Raw genomic sequence first — 18,889 nt, forward strand, 5'->3', positions numbered from 1 at the left:
TCGGACGGCTGTCCGCCTCAACGGACCGTCGAGATGCCATCGGCCGTGATGGCCGTATTCAGGTTCTGGCGGAAATCCGCCTCGCCGAGCGTCTTCAGCTCCAGCCGCAGCAGCACCGTCCGGTTGCGCTCGCTGGTGCCGAGGGAGGCGGCGACCGGCGAGACGATGTAGTTGACCGAGATGGTGGTGCACTCGTCCTGGTAGCCCCCGCCGATGCTCATGCCCGACAGGTAGGCGCGGCCGGGATTCCGATAGACCGGCGCGTCCCCGACCGGGTTGGCAAGGTAGGACGCATAGGCTGTCTGGAAGTTGTCGCGCACGTCGAGATAGTGCGACAGGTCGACCAGGGCCGAGCCGGTGACGAACCAGTTCGGCGTGACGTGGTAGGTGGCCGAGGCGGTCACGCCCTCGCGCCGATTGGCAAAGCCGAGGGCCGGCTGGGCCCGGTAGTAGGAATAGAACGCCGAGAGGTCGATCGGCGCGAACGGCGCCAGTCGGGCGATCACGCCGGTCTCGACCCGGTTCACCCCGAGGTCGGCGTGATCGAAGCGCCCGCGCGTGATGAAGGTGATGTTCTGGTTCGGCGAGAGCTGGAACCGGCCGACGAAATCGGAGGCCCGGCTGTCGAGGCCGGAATCGAGGCCCACATTGGCGATGTCGCCGCGGCGGAACGAGTTGACGCCAGCGATCTGGATCGACTCGCCGAACATCACGTTCGCGTACCAGCCGGCCGGGGTCACGACGGAGTATTGCGCGCCGAGATTGGTGCGGACACCCCCTTCGACCCGGTCGTAGCCCGAGAACTTGTCCCACTCGAACAACGAGGTGTCGTCGAAGATCAGGCTCTGGGCGTCTTCGTTGGGCAGACGGCCGATCCGGGTCTCGCTCGGGCGGGCGATGACCTGGGCGATCGGCTCCAGGGTGTGGACGCCGAGGGGGCCGAAATTGCTGACGAACGGATAGCGGTAATCGAGGCCGACCGCCGGCAGGACCCGGCCGGAGAAGTCAGAATCCTGCGTCGCGATGTTCGTCGACAGGGCGTTCTGGTAGCCCGAATTGCGCGGATCGACGAAGAACGCGTCGGTGCGCAGGTAGGCGAAGGGCGTGAAGACCTGGCCGACATCGTCGATGAAGCTGCGGCGCCAGGAGAGCTGGGCCGACCCGCGGGTGTTGGTTCCGGCAAGGCCCCGGATGACGCACTGGCCGCGCGAGAACGACGTGCAGGTCTCATAGAGGTAGTAGGTCCGGCCGTTGATGGTCGGAGTCTGCAGGTAGGCGGTCGGCGTTCCGATGGCCTGGAAGTCGGTCGCCTGCCGGTTCAGGCTGGTGATATTGGCCTCGAAGCGGACCTCGCCGCCGAGGAAGCCCGGCCCGTTGATGCGCTTGTCGTAGTCGATCACCGGCGCGACGAAGGGCTGCTCCTTCTGCCAGTCGAAGCTCGACAGGCCCTTGAAGTAGTAGCCCCGCGCCTCGAACCACGAGCGGTCGCCCTGACCGATCAGGTAGGCGGTCGACACCGCCTCACGGAAGTAATCCGTCGTGATGCTCTGGTTGCGGATGCGGTAATTGTCGAGGAACCACTTGTCGGTGACGCCGACGATGTCCCAGCCCGTGCGCCAGCGGTCGTTGATGTAGAACTGGCCCTTGGTCTCCACCGAGCCGCGGAAGTCACGGTCTCCGGCGCCGAGCGGTCCGGGCAGAAAGGCGCTCGGCGTGGTCTGGAAGATGCCGGACAGGCGCAGGTTGTACGAGCCGGATTCCAGCCGATGCCGGAACTCGGCCTGACCGAGTACGCCCTGGTTGCTCAGGAAGGCGGGTGAGAGCGTGAGATCGTAGTTCGGCGCCAGATTGACGAAGAACGGCGTCGCGAGTCCGGAGCCGAGCGCCGTGGAGGTGAGGAAGCGTGGCGTCAGGAAGCCGGTCTTGCGCTTGACCGTCGGGTCGGCGGTCTCGAAATACGGCAGATAGGCGATCGGGATGCCGCCGATCTCGAGGGTCGATTCCTCGAAGGCGACGGTGTGGGTCTCGTTGTTGTGGACGATCTTGGTGGCGCGGATCTGCCAGAGCGGCGGCGTTTCCGGGTTGTTCTTGCACGGCTCGCAGGCGGTGTAGGTGCCGTATTCGAAGCTGGTGCTGTCGCCCTCGATCCGCTCGGCGCGGGGCGCCGAGAACCGGGTCCGCACGGTCTGGCCGTTCAGCTCGACGTTCTGCTGCACCCGCAGCGCATCGATGAAGCCGTTCCGGAAATCGTCGGTCAGCTCCATCTTGGCGCCGGTGACGACGTCGCCCGAGGCTTCAGTGAGGCGCACGTTGCCCTCGGCGAAGACCCGGCTGGCCTTGCGATCGTAGATGACCCGGTCGGCCTGCAAGACGCGCGGGCCGTAATGCAGCTCGGCATTGCCGCGCGCCGTCACGGTGTTGCGATCGTTGTCGTAGATCAGCTCGGCGGCCTCCACGAGGAGGCGCTCGACGGGTTTACCGGATTCGACTCTGTTGGATTCGGGTTTTCCGGCGGCGGTTTTCGGCGCGGCCTGCGCGCGGGCCGACCCTCCGAGCGGCGCGGGTGCGACGACGGTGAGCAGTGCCACGAACCCCGTGGCCAACGCGATGTCGGCGACCTTACGCAACGCCAGTCCCAACTCCTGCCAAGGCCCCTGACCCATCCCCATCGCCGAGTCCGACATCAGCCGTCCTCCTGATAGAGAAGCGTGAGCGTACCGAGGAGACTCCCTACCACGGCCGGGAACCAGGCCGCCACAGCCGGCGTCACGATTCCCGAGGCACCGAGGCCTTCCAGCACCTGTCGGGCGACGTACAGCACGAACCCCGCCGCGACGCCGCCCAGCACCAGCTTTCCTACACCACCAAAGCGGAAGAACCTTAAGGAAACGCTGGCCGCCACCAGCACCATGGCCAAGAACAGGACAGGTCTCGCGAGCAGCACATCGTATTGAAGACGGTAGCGCGTGGCATCGAGGCCCGCTCGTTCGGAGCGTGCGATGGTTTCCGGCAGTTGCCAGAAAGGCACGGATTCCGGCGGCGTGAAGCGCTGGCGCACCTGGGACGGCACCAGGGTCGAGGCGATCAGGTAGGTGTCGTAGGTCTCGGCCGGCTGGCCTGGCGCCACCACGCGGGCCTGGCTCAGCTCCCAGTAGCCATCATGCAGGCTGGCCCGCGCCGCCTCGATCTGCGCGGTGAACACGCCCGCCTCGTCGAAGGTGAAGACCGAGACCCCCGCGAGGGCGGTGGTGCCCTCCACCGCCGTATCGGCCCGGATGATCGCCTGCCCGTCGAGGCTGCGCTGGCGGATCCACAGGTCCTTGCCGGAATTGGCCTTGCTGGAGCGGGCGAAGATCTTCGCCTCGATTTCGGTGGAGCGCTGCTTCATCAGCGCCGAGACCGGATTGTAGACGCCTACCGCGAAGACCCCGATGGCGAGCGCCACGAACACGCCGGGCTGGAGGAACTGCCAGGCGGAGATGCCGGCCGCCCGCGCCACCACGAGTTCGAGCTTGCGCGAGAGCTGGAGCAGCGCGGCCATGGACCCGAACAGGATGGCGAAGGGCAGCACGCCCTCGGCCACGGCGGGGGTGCGGTAGAGCGAGAGCTGCGCCATCAGGCCTGGGGATGCACCCTCCGCGTCGCCGGCGCGCCGCAGCAGCTCGACGAAATCGAGGGTGTAGACCAGCGTGAAGACCGTGAGGAACACCCCCAGGATCGTGCGCACGAAGCGCAAGGCGAAGTAGCGGCCGAGGGTGGCGCCGATCAGGATGGACATGCGCGCCTCAGCTCACCCCGAGGCGGGGACGCCGTCCCAGGAGGCGGCCTGCGAACCGGCCCAGGGCCCGCCTCGTCCGCGCGTTCCAGTCCCGCATGGCGGCGCCCTGGAAGATCAGCAGCGCCGAAACGAGGATGGCCAGGAGGGGCACGGCGTAGACCGCGATCACGGCGCCCTGGCTGCGCGCGGCGGCGCTCGACGCGGCAAAGCCGCCGATGCGCACGACCACCACGGCGATCACCGCAGCCGCGACCGCGAGGCCGCGCCCCTGACGCGTGGTGCGCGGATCGCCCAGTGCCGCGAAGGCGATGAAGGTCAGGGCCAGCGGGTAGAGCCAGGACGAGAGCCGGTCGTGCAGTTCCGCCCGAAAGCGCCCCTTCTGCTGCTTGTAGTAGGTCTCGCCGGTGTCTGGGAACAGCAGCTGCGCGGTGGCGCGCTCGCGAGGCTTGTAGACCAGCTCCGCATCGGGCGGAGTGAAGGCCGCGAGATCGACGGTGTAGCGCTCGAAGGTGATGATCGAGGCGTCGCGGGAGTCCTTTTGCTGCCGGTGGATGCTGCCCTTCTCCAGGGCGAGATAGCTCTGACCGCCATATTCGAGCGCTTGGCCGCGCTCGGCGAGATAGACCACCGACTTGCCGGCTTCCCGCTTGTCCTGGATGAACAGGCCGAGCAGGGCGCCGCCGGGTCCGCGCTCGCGGAAATGGAAGGTGATGCCGCTGTCGAGGCTGGTGAACTGCCCTTCCTTGACCACGTTGGCGATGAAGTCCCCCCGCACGCGGGTCAGCACGTCACGCAGCTCCTGGAAGGAGGACGGCATGACCTGGATCGTCAGGAAGGCCACCGCGAGGCTGACGGCGAGACCGAGGCTGAGGAACGGACGCAGGATCTGTCGCGGTCGCATCCCGGCGGCCGACATCACGATCAGCTCGGAATCGCCGTTCAGCTTGTTCAGGGTGTGGACGACGGCGATGAACAGGGCGACCGGGGCGATGACGGTGATCAGGGTCGGCAGCGACAGCCCGGTGATCAGGAAGAAGATGACCAGCGTCTGGCCCTTCGCGGTAATCAGGTCGAGTTCGCGCAGGGCCTGCGTCACCCAGATCGTGCCCGTGAGGCCGACGAGGCAGGCCAGGAACGCCCCGAGCGCGAGTCTGAAGATGTAGCGCTCGATCTGCGGCATCGAATCTCGTGGATCGGGTTCTCGTGAGTCAGGTTCCGGTGGATCGACCCTCATGGACCGATCCCGCCTCACCCGGCGGGATTCCACCCGCGCGTTTCGACCTGTCCCGCCCCCCGACCGGCCAGCCCGATCCGGGCGCGCCAATTCGGGCGCTTTCACGGCCGTCCGGTCGCGTTGCGTTCTCTGCCTCAACGGGTACACAGAAGCCTTGGGAGGGGCACGTCGAAGCCCGTGTTCCTCCGCACATCCTGCGCGCATCACTTCGAACGCGCCTCTCGTTCGAGCCCAATCCTTCGGAAAGCTAGCGTCATGGCGGACGGAATTTCGATCACGTTCGGGCCTCTCGGCTCGGTGGGCCGGGGCGACGTCGTCCTCTTCGTCGGCGACGATCTCGCCCTGGCACCGGCCGTGGCCCAGGCCATCGGCGGCGGAGTCGCCGATCTCGTCGCGCGCGCGGCCGCCAGCGAGCGCTTCAAGGGCAAGTCCCTGTCGGCCCTGGCGCTGCCGGCTCCCGCCGGCCTCGATGCCGACCGCCTCGTGGTGATCGGCCTCGGCTCGGAGAAGGATCGCGCCAAGATCGATTGGACCGCGCTCGGCGGCTACACCGCCAGCAAGGTCGCGGGTCGGAGCGCCCACGCCGCCCTGATCCTCGCCGGCCTCGACGTCTCGGCCGAGAATGCCGCCGATTTCGCCCTCGGCGCCCGTCTGCGGCACTACAGCTTCGATCGCTACAAGACCAAGAAGAAGCCTGAGGGCGATGACGCGAAGGGCACGTCCCTGACCCTGATGGTGGCGGATGTGTCCGCCGCCGAAGCGGCCGCCCAGGCGTCCGAGGCGGTCGCGGACGGCGTCGTCCTGGCCCGCGAACTCATCAACGAGCCGCCGAACGTCCTGTTTCCGGAGGAGTTCGCCCGTCGCGCCGAGGCGCTGACCGACCTCGGGGTCGAGGTCGAGGTGCTTGGCCCCGGCAAGCTCGAAGCGCTCGGCATGGGCGCTCTGCTGGCGGTGGCCCAGGGTTCGGCCCGGGAGGCCCGCGTCGTGGTGATGCGCTGGAACGGGGCGGATGACGCGTCGGACGCGCCGATCGCCTTCATCGGCAAGGGCGTCTGCTTCGATTCCGGCGGCGTCTCGATCAAGTCCGCCGGCGGCATGGAGGACATGAAGGGCGACATGGGCGGCGCCGCCTGCGTCGTGGGCACGATGCATGCGCTGGCGCGCCGCAAGGCTCGGGTCAACGTGGTGGGCGCCATCGGCATCGTCGAGAACATGCCGGACGGCAACGCCATGCGCCCGAGCGACATCGTCACCTCGATGTCGGGCCAGACCATCGAGATCATCAACACCGATGCGGAGGGACGTCTCGTCCTTGCCGACGTACTGTGGCACATCCAGAGCGCCTACAAGCCGAAGTTCATGATCGATCTCGCCACCCTGACGGGCGCCATCATCGTGGCCCTCGGCCAGGATATCGCCGGCCTGTTCTCGAACGACGATGCCCTTTCGGCGAAGATCACCGCCGCCGGCGAAGCGACGGGCGAGGCCGTGTGGCGGATGCCGCTGATCCCGGCCTACGACAAGGCGATCGATTCCAAGTTCGCCGACATGAAGAACTCCGGCGGCCGCCACGGCGGCGCCGCCACCGCCGCCTCGTTCCTGAAGCGCTACGTCAACGACGTGCCATGGGCCCATCTCGACATCGCCGGCGTGGCGATGTCGTCCTCGCCGAGCGAGATCAATCGGAGTTGGGGCGCGGGCTGGGGCGTGCGCCTGCTCGACCGGCTGGTGCGCGACAACTACGAGGCCTGAGCCGCGTGCGGGCGGCCGTCATCCCGCTGGCGGCCGCGCTCCTGGCGATCGGGGTCGCCTTCGCCACGGGATTCGACCAGCGGACGGTTCTGCCGCCCCAACTGGAGGCGCGGTTCTACGGCTTCTTCCTCGATCGCTACCCGCTCTTCACCGTGGCGATCGTGTATGGGCTGGCGCGCCTCGGCCTGCGCATCCTGCGACCCGGCCCGGCCGGCTGGCCGCGTCGGCTGATCGGCGGAACCCTCGCGTTCGCGGTGTTCCTGGCGGTCTGCCTCCATCCGACCTTCGGCGGCGTCACCCTGCGCCTCGCGTTTGCCAGCGGCGGCACCGCCTTCCTCACGCAGCAGGCGATGTCCGCCGCCTATGCCCTCGGCTCGGCACTCGCCGCGATGGTCTTCGCCACGGCCCTGGCTTTCGGTGCGCTGCTGATCGGAAACGCGCCGGCACGCCCCCGGACCTGGCTGCGCGCCGGCCTCGCGATCGTTCTGCGCTATCTCGCGCTGTGGTTCGCCCTCGCGGTGCTCGGCCTGGCCCATGCGGCGGGCTTCGGGAACTGGCCGCGCCGGGCCATGACAGGGGAGGATGCCGTGTTAGCCGCCGCCCTGGCCTGCATCGCCTTCCTACCGCACCTTAGCTGCGTGCGACTGACGACCCGGCGGGATCGTTCCCAGCCTGCACAGGCCGCCGCTTGATCCCGAAGCCGGGATGGCGGAGGATAGTTTAGATGTGAACTAAGGACGCAGGAAGCGGCCGAGTCGCATCGCAGGGAGGAAACACATGTTCGAATCCCGAAGCGCCGGGCGGCCGTGGCTGTCGGCGTATCCGCCGGGTATTCCGGCGGAACTCGATATCCCCCGTCTCGGAACGCTGGTCGACCTGTTCGAAGAGTGCATGACGCAATCCGCATCGCGTCCGGCGCTTGAGAGCTTCGGAACCCGCATCTCCTACGCGGCGCTCGGAGACACAGCCGAAGCCGTGGCGGCCTGGCTCGCCGATCAGGGTCTCGTCAAGGGCGACCGCGTCGCGATCATGATGCCCAACGTCGTGGCCTATCCGGCGACGATCTTCGGCGCGCTGCTCGCTGGCTGCACCGTCGTCAACGTCAATCCGCTCTACACGCCCCGCGAATTGACGGCGCAGCTGAACGATTCGGGCGCCCGTATCCTCTTCGTCCTGGAAAACTTCGCCCACACGGTGGTGGAGGCCCTGCCGGATCTCAGCCTCGACCGGGTGGTCGTTGCCGGCCCCGGCGACGGCCTCGGTCTCAAGGGTCGGCTGATCACCCTGGCGTCGCGGCACATCAAGAAGGCGGTGCCGGCCTACCGCTTCCCCGCTGGTCTCGCGCTCCGCTTCGATGCGGTGATCAATGCCGGGACCGGCAAGCCCAAGATCCGCGCCGATATCGGGCCGAACGACCTGGCCTTCCTACAGTACACGGGTGGCACCACCGGCATCGCCAAGGCGGCGATGCTGACCCACCGCAACATCATGGCCAACGTCGAGCAGAGCCGAGCCTGGTTCCGCGTCTCGGCCGAGTACGGCGAGGGCAAGGTGATGGTCACGGCGCTGCCGCTGTACCACATCTTCGCGCTCACCTGCTGCTTCTTCTTCTTCATGAAGATCGGTGCCTGCTGTCTGCTGATCCTCAACCCGCGCGACGCGGACGGCTTCATCAAGACCCTGAAGAGTACGCGCTTCACCCACTTCTCCGGCGTGAACACCCTGTTCAATCTCCTGATCAATCACCCCAGAATTACCGAGGTCGACTTTTCGAAGCTCGATTTCGTCATCGCCGGTGGCATGGCGGTTCAGGCCACCGTCGCCCAGAAGTGGAAGGCGATCACCGGACAGGCGATCGTCGAGGGCTACGGCCTGTCCGAGACGTCGCCGGTGGTCTGCGTCAACCCGCTCGACCTTCCGGAATGGAGCGGGACGATCGGCTATCCGCTGCCTTCGACGGATGTGGCGGTCCGGGGTTTGGATGGCCGCGACGTCGGCATGGGCCACCCGGGCGAACTCTGCGTCCGCGGACCCCAGGTCATGGCCGGCTACTGGAAGCGCCCGGACGAGACCGCGCGCGCGACGACGCCGGACGGCTACTTCCGAACCGGCGACGTGGCGGTGCTCCAGGAGGACGGACAGGTCAGGATCGTCGACCGGATGAAGGACATGATCCTGGTCTCCGGCTTCAACGTCTATCCGAACGAGATCGAGGATGTGCTCGCGAGCCATCCGGCGGTCCGCGAATGCGCCGTGGTCGGCGCCCTCAGCGACGACACCGGCGAGATGGTGGTCGCCCACGTGGTGCGCCGCGACCCGGCCATCACCACGGAGGCGCTGAGGACCTACGCGCGCACGCAGCTCACCGGCTATAAGGTGCCGCGGCAGGTGGTCTTCCACGACGCCCTGCCCAAGACCAACGTCGGCAAGGTGCTACGGCGTGCACTCCGCGACGAACCGCCCACGGCGTAACCTGCGCGTCCGCGTAACCTCCCGCGGTCCGACATCGAAGAAGTAACTTCGAAGGAGTGACATCGGGACGGCTTGCCGGTCGGTCCGCGCCGCACGATGTCTCGTCTCGACAGTCGTGACGCAAGGGTCACGGCACGCGGATCAGGGCAACACGCCGGCGCATCTCTGGATGTGCCGCACGGGAGGGATCGACATGCTGATCAAGCGCACGCGGGTATGGGAGATGCCCGAACATCTGGCGACGCCGGAGAGCGTTTTCCTCGATCGCCGCAGCCTGCTCGGCGGTGCCGCCGGCCTCGCCGCCGCATCGCTGGTCGGCATCGCGCGGGCCGAGGCCGCAGCCGATCCCACCGCCGACCTCTATCCGGCCAAGCGCAACGAGGCCTATACCCTCGACCGCGACCTGACGCCCGAGAAGTACAGCGCGGACTACAACAACTTCTACGAATACGGCACCTCGAAATCGGTCCTGCCGGCGGCCAATGCGCTGAAGACCCGGCCTTGGACCGTCGCCATCGACGGACTCGTCGAGAAGCCGATGACGCTGGGCATCGACGATCTGATCCGGAAAATGCCCTTGGAGGAGCGCCTGTATCGCCACCGCTGCGTCGAGGCGTGGTCGATGTCTGTGCCCTGGACCGGGTTCCCGCTCTCGAAGCTGTTGGCCCTGGCCAAGCCCAGCGCCGGGGCCAAGTACATTCAGATGCAGACCTTCCTCGACCGGTCCATGGCGCCGGGCCAGAAGTCGTTCCTGTATCCGTGGCCCTATACCGAAGGGTTGACCCTGGAGGAGGCCGGCAACGATCTCGCCTTCGTCGCAACCGGCGTTTACGGCAAGCCGCTCGCCAACCAGTTCGGCGCTCCGATCCGGCTCGTGGTGCCTTGGAAGTACGGCTTCAAGTCGGTGAAATCGATCACCAAGATCTCGTTCGTGGCCGAGCGGCCGAAGACCTTCTGGGAAGGGCTGCAATCGGCCGAGTACGGTTTCTGGGCGAACGTGAACCCGGCCGTGTCGCATCCGCGCTGGAGCCAGGCGACCGAGCGGGTGCTGGGCACCGACCAGCGCGTGCCGACCCTGATCTACAACGGCTACGGCGAGCAGGTCGCCGGCCTCTACAAGGGGTTGGAGAAGGAACGGCTGTTCGTCTGACCGGCGCGGCGGCGGGGCAGCCCTCTGCCCCGCCCGCGTCCGTCGGTCCCTGCGGTCCTCAATAGGTCCAGCGCTGGGCCTTCGCGACGAGGAAGTCGCGGAATGCCTGGACGCGGGCGACGGTCCGCATCTCCTCGGCGTAGACGAGATAGCTCTCCATGTGGGGCATCTCGGTCTCGCGCATCACCTGAACCAGGCCGGCCTGCCCCTCCGCCGCGTAGTCCGGCAGGATGCCGATGCCGGCACCGGTTTCGATCGCGTGCTGCAGGGCAGTGATGTTGTTGACCGTGAAATGGATGGTCCGGCGCTCCTGGCCCTCGCGGCCCACCGTGGCGAGCCAGTGGGTGGCCAGCAGGTAGGACGGCTCGTTGCCGCCGAACGAGACGAGCCTGTGATTGTCGAGATCGGCGATCGTCTTCGGCTCGCCGAAGCGCTTCACGTAATCCTGCGACGCGAAGGCGTGGTAATGCACCGTGAACAGGCGTCGCTGGATCAGGTCCGGCTGGGCCGGGCGCCGCATCCGGATGGCCACGTCGGCCTCGCGCATGGCGAGGTCGAGTTCCTCGTTGGTGAGGATGAGTTCGACCCGGACATCCGGGTAGAGGTCGAGGAATTCCGCCACCCTTTGGGCGAGCCACGCGGTGCCGAGGCCGACCGTGGTGGTGACCTTGAGGTCGCCGGTCGGGCGCTCGCTGGTCTCGACGAGGCGCGCCTTGGTGTTTTCCAGGCGCAGCTTCATGTCGCGCGCTGCCCGGAACAGGAGATCGCCCTGTTCGGTGAGGATCAGGCCCCGGGCGTGGCGATGGAACAGCGGCGCCTTCAATTCGCGCTCCAGGGCGCTGATCTGGCGGCTCACGGCCGACTGGCTCAAGCCGATGTCGTCGCCCGCCCGCGTGAAGCTGCCGGCTTCCGCCACATTGAGGAAGATGCGGATCTTATCCCAGTCCAAGGCGTCCACTCCCGTACGCAACCCGACGCCGGCTGATCATGCCTCCCCGATCCGCGCCGATTGGCGATCCGGATATCCATGATAGGCCCGAGCGACCGACATCTCCCGATGCGTGCCGGACACGCGGGACGGGGCGATCTCAGTCATGCGGGTGACGCCGACGGCGCATGCCGTCAGCGCTTAGGTTAGGGGGACGACCTTGCGATTGTCTTGATGCCGCACGCAAGACGCCCAGAGCCTTCGTCCGCCGAAATCTTCCTATTCTGCGGCCGCTTGCTGCGGTGTTTCGCCGACATCGAGGGCCGCGAGGTACTTCTCGGCGTCGAGCGCAGCCATGCACCCCATGCCGGCGGCGGTGATCGCCTGGCGATAGACGTCGTCGGTCACGTCGCCGGCGGCATAGACACCGGGGATCGCCGTGTGGGTCGTGCCCGGCGCGGTATCGATGTAGCCGCCGTCGCGCATGGCGAGTTGGCCCTCGAAGACTCCCGTCGCCGGCTGGTGGCCGATGGCGATGAACACGCCGTCGGTCCTGCGCTCGGTGATCTCCCCGGTGCGGGTATCCTTGAGGCGGACATGCGTCACCGAGGGCGGCTTCTCGCTGCCGCAGATCTCCTCGATGGCATGGTGCCACACCACCTCGACGTTGGGGTGCTTGAACAGGCGCTCCTGCAGGATGCGCTCGGCCCGGAACTCGCCCCGGCGGTGCACGACGATGACCTTGGACGCGAGGTTGGCCAGGTAGAGCGCCTCCTCGACGGCGGTGTTGCCACCGCCGACCACCACGACCTCCTTGCCGCGAAAGAAGAAGCCGTCACAGGTGGCGCAGGCGGAGACGCCGAAGCCCTGGAACTTGGCTTCCGACGGCAGACCGAGCCACTTCGCCTGGGCGCCGGTGGCGATGATCAGCGCATCGGCCGAATAGGTTTCGCCCGAATCCGCCTCCAACTGGAAGGGGCGGACCTTGAGGTCGACCTTGGTGATGTACTCGGACACGATCCGGGTGCCGACATGCTCGGCCTGGAGCCGCATCTGCTCCATCAGCCAGGGACCCTGGATGGCCTCGGCGAAGCCCGGATAGTTCTCGACGTCGGTGGTGATCATGAGCTGGCCGCCGGGCTGGAAGCCGGAGATCATCAGCGGCTCGACCATGGCGCGGGCGGCATAGATTGCGGCGCTGTAGCCGGCGGGGCCGGAGCCGATGATGATGAGTTTGGAATGGGTGTGCGCCATCGCTCTCGTCTCCTTCAGGCCCATCGCGCGCGGTGGTCGGCATAGGCCTTGGCCATCGCCTGCGCGATGACGGGGGTCGCATCCAGGGGTGTGTATTGCAATGCCTCCAGGCGACCGACGAAGGGCTTCAGGGCCCCTGCCATCGCTAGGCCCGCGAAGAGCCGCCTGTGACGGATATAGGTCTTCGGCAGGTCGAACAGGAGGACCGGCGCGCCGGTGCTGACGGACTCGCCGACCATGTTGGCGGAATCCGAGGTGACCACGATCGCGTCGGCGATCGCCAGCATCGGAACATAGGGGTTCGAGCTGGCGCCATCCCAGTAGAAACCACCCTTGGTGACGACCAGGGTTCGCAACGCGTCGCGCAGGTTCTGCGGGGTGCGCCGCGACACCGTCACCATCAGGCTGCACCCGCCATCGGTCAGCTTGGTGAGATCGCGCAGGAGCCGGCGCATGTCGGCCGGACGGTAGCTCAGATGGCGGCTGTCGCCCCCGATCAGCACCGCGATGCGGGGCCAGGGCAGGGCGGCGAGGCGTGGGTCCGGATGTCTACGCGCCTCGTCCAGGCGCTCCGGGGTGACCTGATGCGGCGGCGTCAGGGTGGTGAACACGTTGGGGCCGCGCAGATCGTCGTAATCCGGCACCCAGACGAAGTTCGCGGTGTCGTGGCCCGTACGCGGATCCTTCAGGAACGCCGTGAAGGTCCGGCCCTGCGACGCCTCGCGGACGGCGCGCAGGTATGGCACGGATCGGCGACCGGAGGCGATCAGCAGATCGGGCAGGGGTCCGGCGAGGCTCCCACGCCTGTCGCCGGGCTGGTCGCGCGGATCGACGGGTCCCCAGGGCGCCATCCAGCCGAAGGGGGGACGGGGTGAAACCCGCCGGACCTCGAAGGGGAGATCGAGGGTTTCGGCCAGTCCCACGCACTGGTTCTCGTCACCCGCCTTGCCGTCGGTGACGATCCAGGTCCGGGCCTGCGACAGGTCGGGGAGCGGCGCAGGGGCCGCGTTGGGGGAGGGCATCGCGGACGCTGCCGACATCAGGTGATCCAGGTCAATCCTTGGGCGTCGCCGGGGGCGCCTCGTCCACCTAATCCTCGGGGAGGGCGCGCCGCAGCCAGCCGGCGTAATGCGCGGCGAGAGCCGTCACCCGCCGCCGCTCGGAAGCGGGATCGTACCAGGCTCCCCCCGAACTGGCCGGGACGGCAGAGAGCTGAGGATGACGGGCCAGAATCTCGCCCCGCCGCCCGACAAGCAGGGCCTCGCCTTCGAGGTAGTCGCTCTGGGTTCCGCCGCCGAGCCGCCCACGCCCGCCATCGCCGCCCGCGTAGGGGTTGAGCGACAGACCCGTGATCCGCACCACCAGAACCGGCCCGCGGCCGCCGAGCTGGCGGGCGAACTCCGTCCGGAGAGCGGCGAGCAGGTCATCGCGGAGATCCTCCGCCGGAACTCCGCCGCCCTTCGCGAGCAGCGGTTGCACGTCGACCCGTACGCCGGACAGGCGCTCGCCGCCGAGGCTGGGGAGGCCCGCCGCCCGGGCGAGACCCGGAAGAAGGGCGGCCCCCAGCAGGAGGACGAGGGATGCGGCCACCGCGCGAAAGGGGCCGCGCCGCATCCCCGACTCAGACGCCGTACTGGACAGCGACGACCTCGTATGACTTGCCACCGCCCGGGGTCGTCACCTCGACGGTGTCGCCGACGCCCTTGCCGATCAGCGCGCGGGCGATCGGGGAGGTGATCGAGACGAGGCCCGAGCGCACATCCGCCTCCGGCTCGCCGACGAGCTGGTAAGTCTTCTCCTCCTCGGTGTCTTCGTCGAGGAGCTTCACGGTCGCGCCGAACTTGATCTTGGTGCCCGACAGCTTGGTGACGTCGATCACCTCGGCCCGCGAGATCATGCTCTCGAGTTCGAGGACACGGCCCTCGTTGTGGGACTGGGCCTCCTTGGCGGCATGGTATTCGGCATTCTCCGAAAGGTCGCCGAGTGCGCGCGCCTCAGCAATCGCCTGGATGATGCGCTGGCGCTCCACTTGCTGGCGGTGCTTCAACTCCTCCTCCAGCGCTGCGTAACCGCGCACCGTCATCGGAACCTTGTCTATCGTCATCGTCTCGCGCCACAATGAATAGGCCCGGCCAGGAGCACTGTGCTCCCTCCGGGCCAGAGTAAGAAAGTCCTGAACCGCAAACGACACGGCTCCCGATCAAGACGGAAGCCGCGCGTCAATTCAGGCCGCGAAGTATTCCTGCAAGGCGCGGACCTTGAGATCGCCTCCGAGATAGGCCTTGATCCCTTCGGCCGCCGCCATCGCCCCCGCAAGAGTGGTGTAGTACGGCACTTTATGCAAGAGGGCAGCGCGCCGGAGCGAGCGCGAGTCCGAGAGGGCGCCGGCGCCCTCCGTGGTGTTGAACACCAGTTGGATGTCGCCGTTCTTGATCGAGTCGACCACGTGCGGCCGGCCTTCCAGAACCTTGTTCACCCGCTCTGTCGGAACGCCCTGGTCGGCGAGGTAGCGCTGGGTGCCGCTGGTGGCGACGATGGTGAAGCCGAGCTCCGACAGGAGCCGGATGGCCGGCAGGATGCGCTCCTTGTCGGCATCGCGCACCGACACGAACACCGCGCCGCCCTTCGGCACCAGGGTGCCGGAGCCGAGCTGGCTTTTGGCGAAGGCGACGCCGAAGCTCGAATCGAGCCCGATGACCTCGCCGGTCGAGCGCATCTCCGGTCCGAGCAGCACGTCGACACCGGGAAAGCGCGCGAAGGGGAACACCGCTTCCTTGACTGCGATGTGGTCGAGCACCTTCGGCTTCAGATCGAAGCTCGCGAGCGATTCGCCGGCCATGACCCGGGCGGCGATCTTGGCGATCGGATCGCCGATCACCTTGGCGACGAACGGCACGGTGCGGGAAGCGCGCGGATTGACCTCCAGCACGTAGATTACGCCGTCCTTGATCGCGTATTGCACGTTCATCAGGCCGCCGACCTGCAGGGCCAGCGCCATCGCGCGGGTCTGGCGCTCCAGTTCCGCGATGATCTCCGGCGAAAGCGAGCGCGAGGGCAGCGAGCAGGCGGAATCGCCCGAGTGGATGCCCGCCTCCTCGATGTGCTCCATGATGCCGGCGATGAAGACGTCCTTGCCGTCGCAGATCGCGTCGACGTCGATCTCGGTGGCGTCGGACAGGTAGCGATCGAACAGGAGCGGGTTCTTGCCCAGCACCGTGTTGATCTGCCCCGTCTTGTCGTTGGGGTAGCGCGCCTTCACGTCGGAGGGGATCAGGCTCGGCAGGGTATCGAGGAGGTAGTCCGCGAACTGCGCCTCGTCGCGAATGATCGCCATGGCGCGGCCGCCCAGAACGTAGCTCGGCCGCACCACGAAGGGCAGGCCGAGATCGGAGGCGATCAGCCGGCTCTGCTCCACCGAGTAGGCGATGCCGTTCTTGGGCTGCTTCATCCCGAGCTTGTCGAGGAGGCGCTTGAACTGGTCGCGGTCCTCGGCCAGATCGATGGCGTCAGGCGAGGTGCCGAGGATCGGCACACCGGCGGCCTCCAGAGCGCGGGCCAGCTTCAGCGGGGTCTGGCCGCCAAACTGGACGATGACCCCGTGCAGGGTTCCGGCCTGGCGTTCGGTCTCGATGATCTCCAGGACGTCTTCCTGGGTCAGCGGCTCGAAATAGAGGCGGTCCGAGGTGTCGTAATCGGTCGAGACCGTCTCCGGGTTGCAGTTGACCATGATGGTCTCGTACCCGGCTTCCGACAGCGCGAAGCAGGCGTGACAGCAGCAATAATCGAACTCGATGCCCTGGCCGATCCGGTTCGGACCGCCACCGAGGATGATGACCTTCTTGGCGTCGGTGGGACGTGCCTCGTCCACCACCGTGCCGGCGAAGGGCGCTACATAGGTCGAGTACATGTAGGCGGTGGGCGCCTGGAACTCGGCCGCACAGGTGTCGATGCGCTTGAACACCGGGCGTACGCCCAGCGCCCGGCGCGCCGCCCGCACGCTGTCCTCGTCGGTCTTGGCGAGCACGGCGAGGCGAGCGTCGGAGAAGCCGGCCGCCTTGAGCTGACGCAGCGCCCCGGGGGTGTTCGGGATGCCGTGCGCCTTGACCCGGTTCTCCAGGTCGATGATCGCCTGGAGCTGCTCCAGGAACCACGGATCGATCTTGCAGGAGGCATGGACCTCCTCGTGGCTCACGCCGAGGCGCAACGCTTGACCGACCTTGAGGAGGCGATCCGGCGTCGGGGTGCCGAGGGCGGCCTTGATGGCGTTGTGATCGTCGCCCTTGCCCAGTCCCTCGATCTCGATCTCGTCGAGGCCGGTGAGGCCGGTCTCGAGGGAGCGCAGAGCCTTCTGGAGCGATTCGGCAAAGCAGCGGCCGATCGCCATGGCCTCGCCCACCGACTTCATCGCAGTGGTCAGCGTCGGCTCGGCGCCGGGGAACTTCTCGAAGGCGAAGCGCGGGATCTTGGTGACGACGTAGTCGATCGACGGCTCGAACGAGGCCGGCGTCGCGCCGCCCGTGATGTCGTTGGCGATTTCGTCGAGGGTGTAGCCGACGGCGAGCTTGGCCGCGACCTTGGCGATCGGGAAGCCGGTGGCCTTCGAGGCCAGGGCGGAGGAGCGCGAGACGCGCGGGTTCATCTCGATGACGATCATCCGGCCGGTGGCCGGGTCGATGGCGAACTGCACGTTCGAGCCGCCGGTCTCCACGCCGATCTCGCGCAGCACGGCCAGGGATGCGTCGCGCATCACCTGATATTCCTTGTCGGTCAGCGTCAGGGCCGGCGCGACGGTGATGGAATCGCCGGTATGGACGCCCATCGGGTCGATGTTCTCGATGGAGCAGACGATGATGCAGTTGTCGTTTCTGTCGCGAACGACCTCCATCTCATATTCTTTCCAGCCGAGAACGCTCTCCTCGATCAGGACTTCGTTGGTCGGCGACGCGTCGATGCCGCGCTCGACGATGTCCAGGAACTCTTCCCGGTTGTAGGCGATGCCACCGCCGGTGCCGCCCATGGTGAAGGACGGGCGGATGATGGCCGGAAGGCCGACCTCGGCCAGCGCGATCAGCGCCTGCCCGATCGCGTGCTCACCGTAGCGCTTGCGCCGCTCCGACTCGCCCCGGTGCCAGGTCTTCTCGAAGGCGGCAAGGGCGGTGGTGCGGGCTTCGCCCTCGTTCGCGGCCTCGATGCGGGCGATCTCGGCGAGGTACTTCGCGCGGTCAGCCTTCTTCGCCGCGGAGGCGTTGGCGAGGGCGGATTTCGGCGTCTCCAGGCCGATCTTGGTCATCGCGTCGCGGAAGAGGTGACGGTCCTCGGCCTTGTCGATCGCCTCGGTGGTGGCGCCGATCATCTGGACGTCGAATTTTTCGAGCACGCCCATCTTCTTGAGGGAGAGGGCGCAGTTCAGCGCCGTCTGGCCGCCCATGGTGGGCAGCAGCGCAAAGCCGCCCGGGATGGCGTAGCGCTCCTTCTCGATGATCTTGGCGACGATCTCGGGCGTGATCGGCTCGACATAGGTCGCATCCGCCATGTCCGGGTCGGTCATGATCGTGGCCGGGTTCGAATTCACCAGCACGATCCGGTAGCCCTCCTCGCGGAGGGCCTTGCAGGCCTGGGTCCCGGAATAATCGAACTCGCAAGCCTGACCGATGACGATCGGCCCCGCACCGATGATCAGGATCGAGGAAATGTCGGTGCGTTTCGGCATCGGGCGCCTTGGCTGCAGGCACGCGCGCCCAGCCATGCACGGTGCCGGATCGGCGGCACGGGCCTGGGGGCGCTAGCGGCGTGGATTGTCGTTGATCCTGGCACTTACACGCAGCCCGTCGCCATTGGAAGGGCGCGCGTTGAAGGTGAAGCGCCGTTGCGGCTCAGAAGCCGAGGTAAAGAACCGACACCGCGCGGTCGATGGAGAGATAAAACACCCCGAAGGCCACGATTGCGGCGGCGGCGAATTCAAGAGCGGCATTCGAGAGGGTCTGGCTGCGGCGCAGCATCTCGCGGCCGAAATACAAGCCGATCCAGGCGAGCGTCATCACCACCGGCAGGGCGAACAGGAACGACCAGGTGCTCTCGACCCGGTCGAGGCCGGTCGACGGATCGATCAGCGCCCGGATGTTGCGGACCCAGGGGGCGTAGCAGGCGGAGTAGAGGGCGGTCATCCACGCGAGGCCGACGGCCACGCCGAGATGGAACGTGAAGAGGCGATGCAGGCGCGAGAAGTCGTCGCGCGCGTCGTCGAACGTCATGTGGAAATCCCCGTCCAGAACCGGATGCGATCACGCCACGATCCTCGACGGACGTCGTTAGCGCGTCGTT

14 protein-coding genes are annotated in these 18,889 nt (G+C 67.4%); 4 read left to right on the plus strand and 10 right to left on the minus strand.

Translation table 11 applies throughout. The features are described 5' to 3' along the window. Positions 1–17 precede the first annotated feature (17 nt). The 3 genes from ASF60_RS21205 to lptF are packed head-to-tail and all read right to left on the minus strand — an operon-like array spanning position 18 to position 4,958. Positions 18–2,627, minus strand: a complete 2,610-nt coding sequence (locus ASF60_RS21205) for an LPS-assembly protein LptD (protein ID WP_156375935.1) — start codon at positions 2,625–2,627, stop codon at positions 18–20. 56 nt (positions 2,628–2,683) lie between these two features. Further along, a complete protein-coding gene (gene lptG / locus ASF60_RS21210; RefSeq protein ID WP_056190096.1) occupies positions 2,684–3,772 on the minus strand; it encodes an LPS export ABC transporter permease LptG in 1,089 nt (362 codons plus the stop codon). Positions 3,773–3,785: 13 nt separating this feature from the next. Beyond that, a complete protein-coding gene (gene lptF / locus ASF60_RS21215) occupies positions 3,786–4,958 on the minus strand; it encodes an LPS export ABC transporter permease LptF (protein WP_056189911.1) in 1,173 nt (390 codons plus the stop codon). Positions 4,959–5,267: 309 nt separating this feature from the next. Here lptF and ASF60_RS21220 point away from each other — a divergent pair, with 309 nt between their 5' ends. From ASF60_RS21220 to msrP, 4 genes are all read left to right on the plus strand, one after another. Continuing rightward, positions 5,268–6,764, plus strand: a complete 1,497-nt coding sequence (locus ASF60_RS21220; RefSeq protein ID WP_056189913.1) for a leucyl aminopeptidase — start codon at positions 5,268–5,270, stop codon at positions 6,762–6,764. Between the two features lie 5 nt (positions 6,765–6,769). Then, positions 6,770–7,456: a hypothetical protein gene (locus ASF60_RS21225; RefSeq protein WP_200941011.1), complete on the plus strand. Its 687-nt coding sequence runs from the start codon at positions 6,770–6,772 to the stop codon at positions 7,454–7,456. 85 nt (positions 7,457–7,541) lie between these two features. Then, positions 7,542–9,236 carry an AMP-binding protein gene (locus ASF60_RS21230; protein WP_056189915.1) on the plus strand — a complete coding sequence of 565 codons (1,695 nt, stop codon included), beginning with the start codon at positions 7,542–7,544 and terminating at the stop codon, positions 9,234–9,236. Between the two features lie 193 nt (positions 9,237–9,429). Further along, the gene (gene msrP, locus ASF60_RS21235) at positions 9,430–10,386 is read left to right on the plus strand and encodes a protein-methionine-sulfoxide reductase catalytic subunit MsrP (protein ID WP_056189920.1); all 957 of its coding nucleotides are present in this window, start codon (positions 9,430–9,432) and stop codon (positions 10,384–10,386) included. 58 nt (positions 10,387–10,444) lie between these two features. Here the strand turns inward: msrP and ASF60_RS21240 are convergent, their stop codons facing one another. The 7 genes from ASF60_RS21240 to ASF60_RS21270 form a co-directional block, all read right to left on the minus strand. Continuing rightward, a complete protein-coding gene (locus ASF60_RS21240; RefSeq protein WP_056190100.1) occupies positions 10,445–11,335 on the minus strand; it encodes a LysR family transcriptional regulator in 891 nt (296 codons plus the stop codon). 258 nt (positions 11,336–11,593) lie between these two features. Beyond that, a complete protein-coding gene (gene trxB / locus ASF60_RS21245; protein WP_056189922.1) occupies positions 11,594–12,568 on the minus strand; it encodes a thioredoxin-disulfide reductase in 975 nt (324 codons plus the stop codon). Positions 12,569–12,582: 14 nt separating this feature from the next. Then, the gene (locus ASF60_RS21250; RefSeq protein ID WP_056189925.1) at positions 12,583–13,608 is read right to left on the minus strand and encodes a mitochondrial fission ELM1 family protein; all 1,026 of its coding nucleotides are present in this window, start codon (positions 13,606–13,608) and stop codon (positions 12,583–12,585) included. A 49-nt stretch (positions 13,609–13,657) separates the two neighbouring features. After that, positions 13,658–14,182, minus strand: coding sequence for a hypothetical protein (locus tag ASF60_RS21255; protein ID WP_056189928.1), 525 nt, complete (start codon positions 14,180–14,182; stop codon positions 13,658–13,660). Positions 14,183–14,189: 7 nt separating this feature from the next. Continuing rightward, positions 14,190–14,666 carry a transcription elongation factor GreA gene (gene greA / locus ASF60_RS21260; RefSeq protein WP_200935803.1) on the minus strand — a complete coding sequence of 159 codons (477 nt, stop codon included), beginning with the start codon at positions 14,664–14,666 and terminating at the stop codon, positions 14,190–14,192. A 126-nt stretch (positions 14,667–14,792) separates the two neighbouring features. Then, entirely contained in the window at positions 14,793–18,278 is a 3,486-nt protein-coding gene (gene carB / locus ASF60_RS21265; RefSeq protein ID WP_056189934.1) for a carbamoyl-phosphate synthase large subunit, read from the minus strand. Between the two features lie 163 nt (positions 18,279–18,441). Beyond that, positions 18,442–18,819 (minus strand): hypothetical protein, encoded by a 378-nt coding sequence (locus tag ASF60_RS21270; RefSeq protein WP_056189936.1) that lies wholly within the window; start codon positions 18,817–18,819, stop codon positions 18,442–18,444. Between the last annotated feature and the right edge of the window lie 70 nt (positions 18,820–18,889).

This window comes from Methylobacterium sp. Leaf113, assembly GCF_001423325.1.
Classification (GTDB): domain Bacteria; phylum Pseudomonadota; class Alphaproteobacteria; order Rhizobiales; family Beijerinckiaceae; genus Methylobacterium.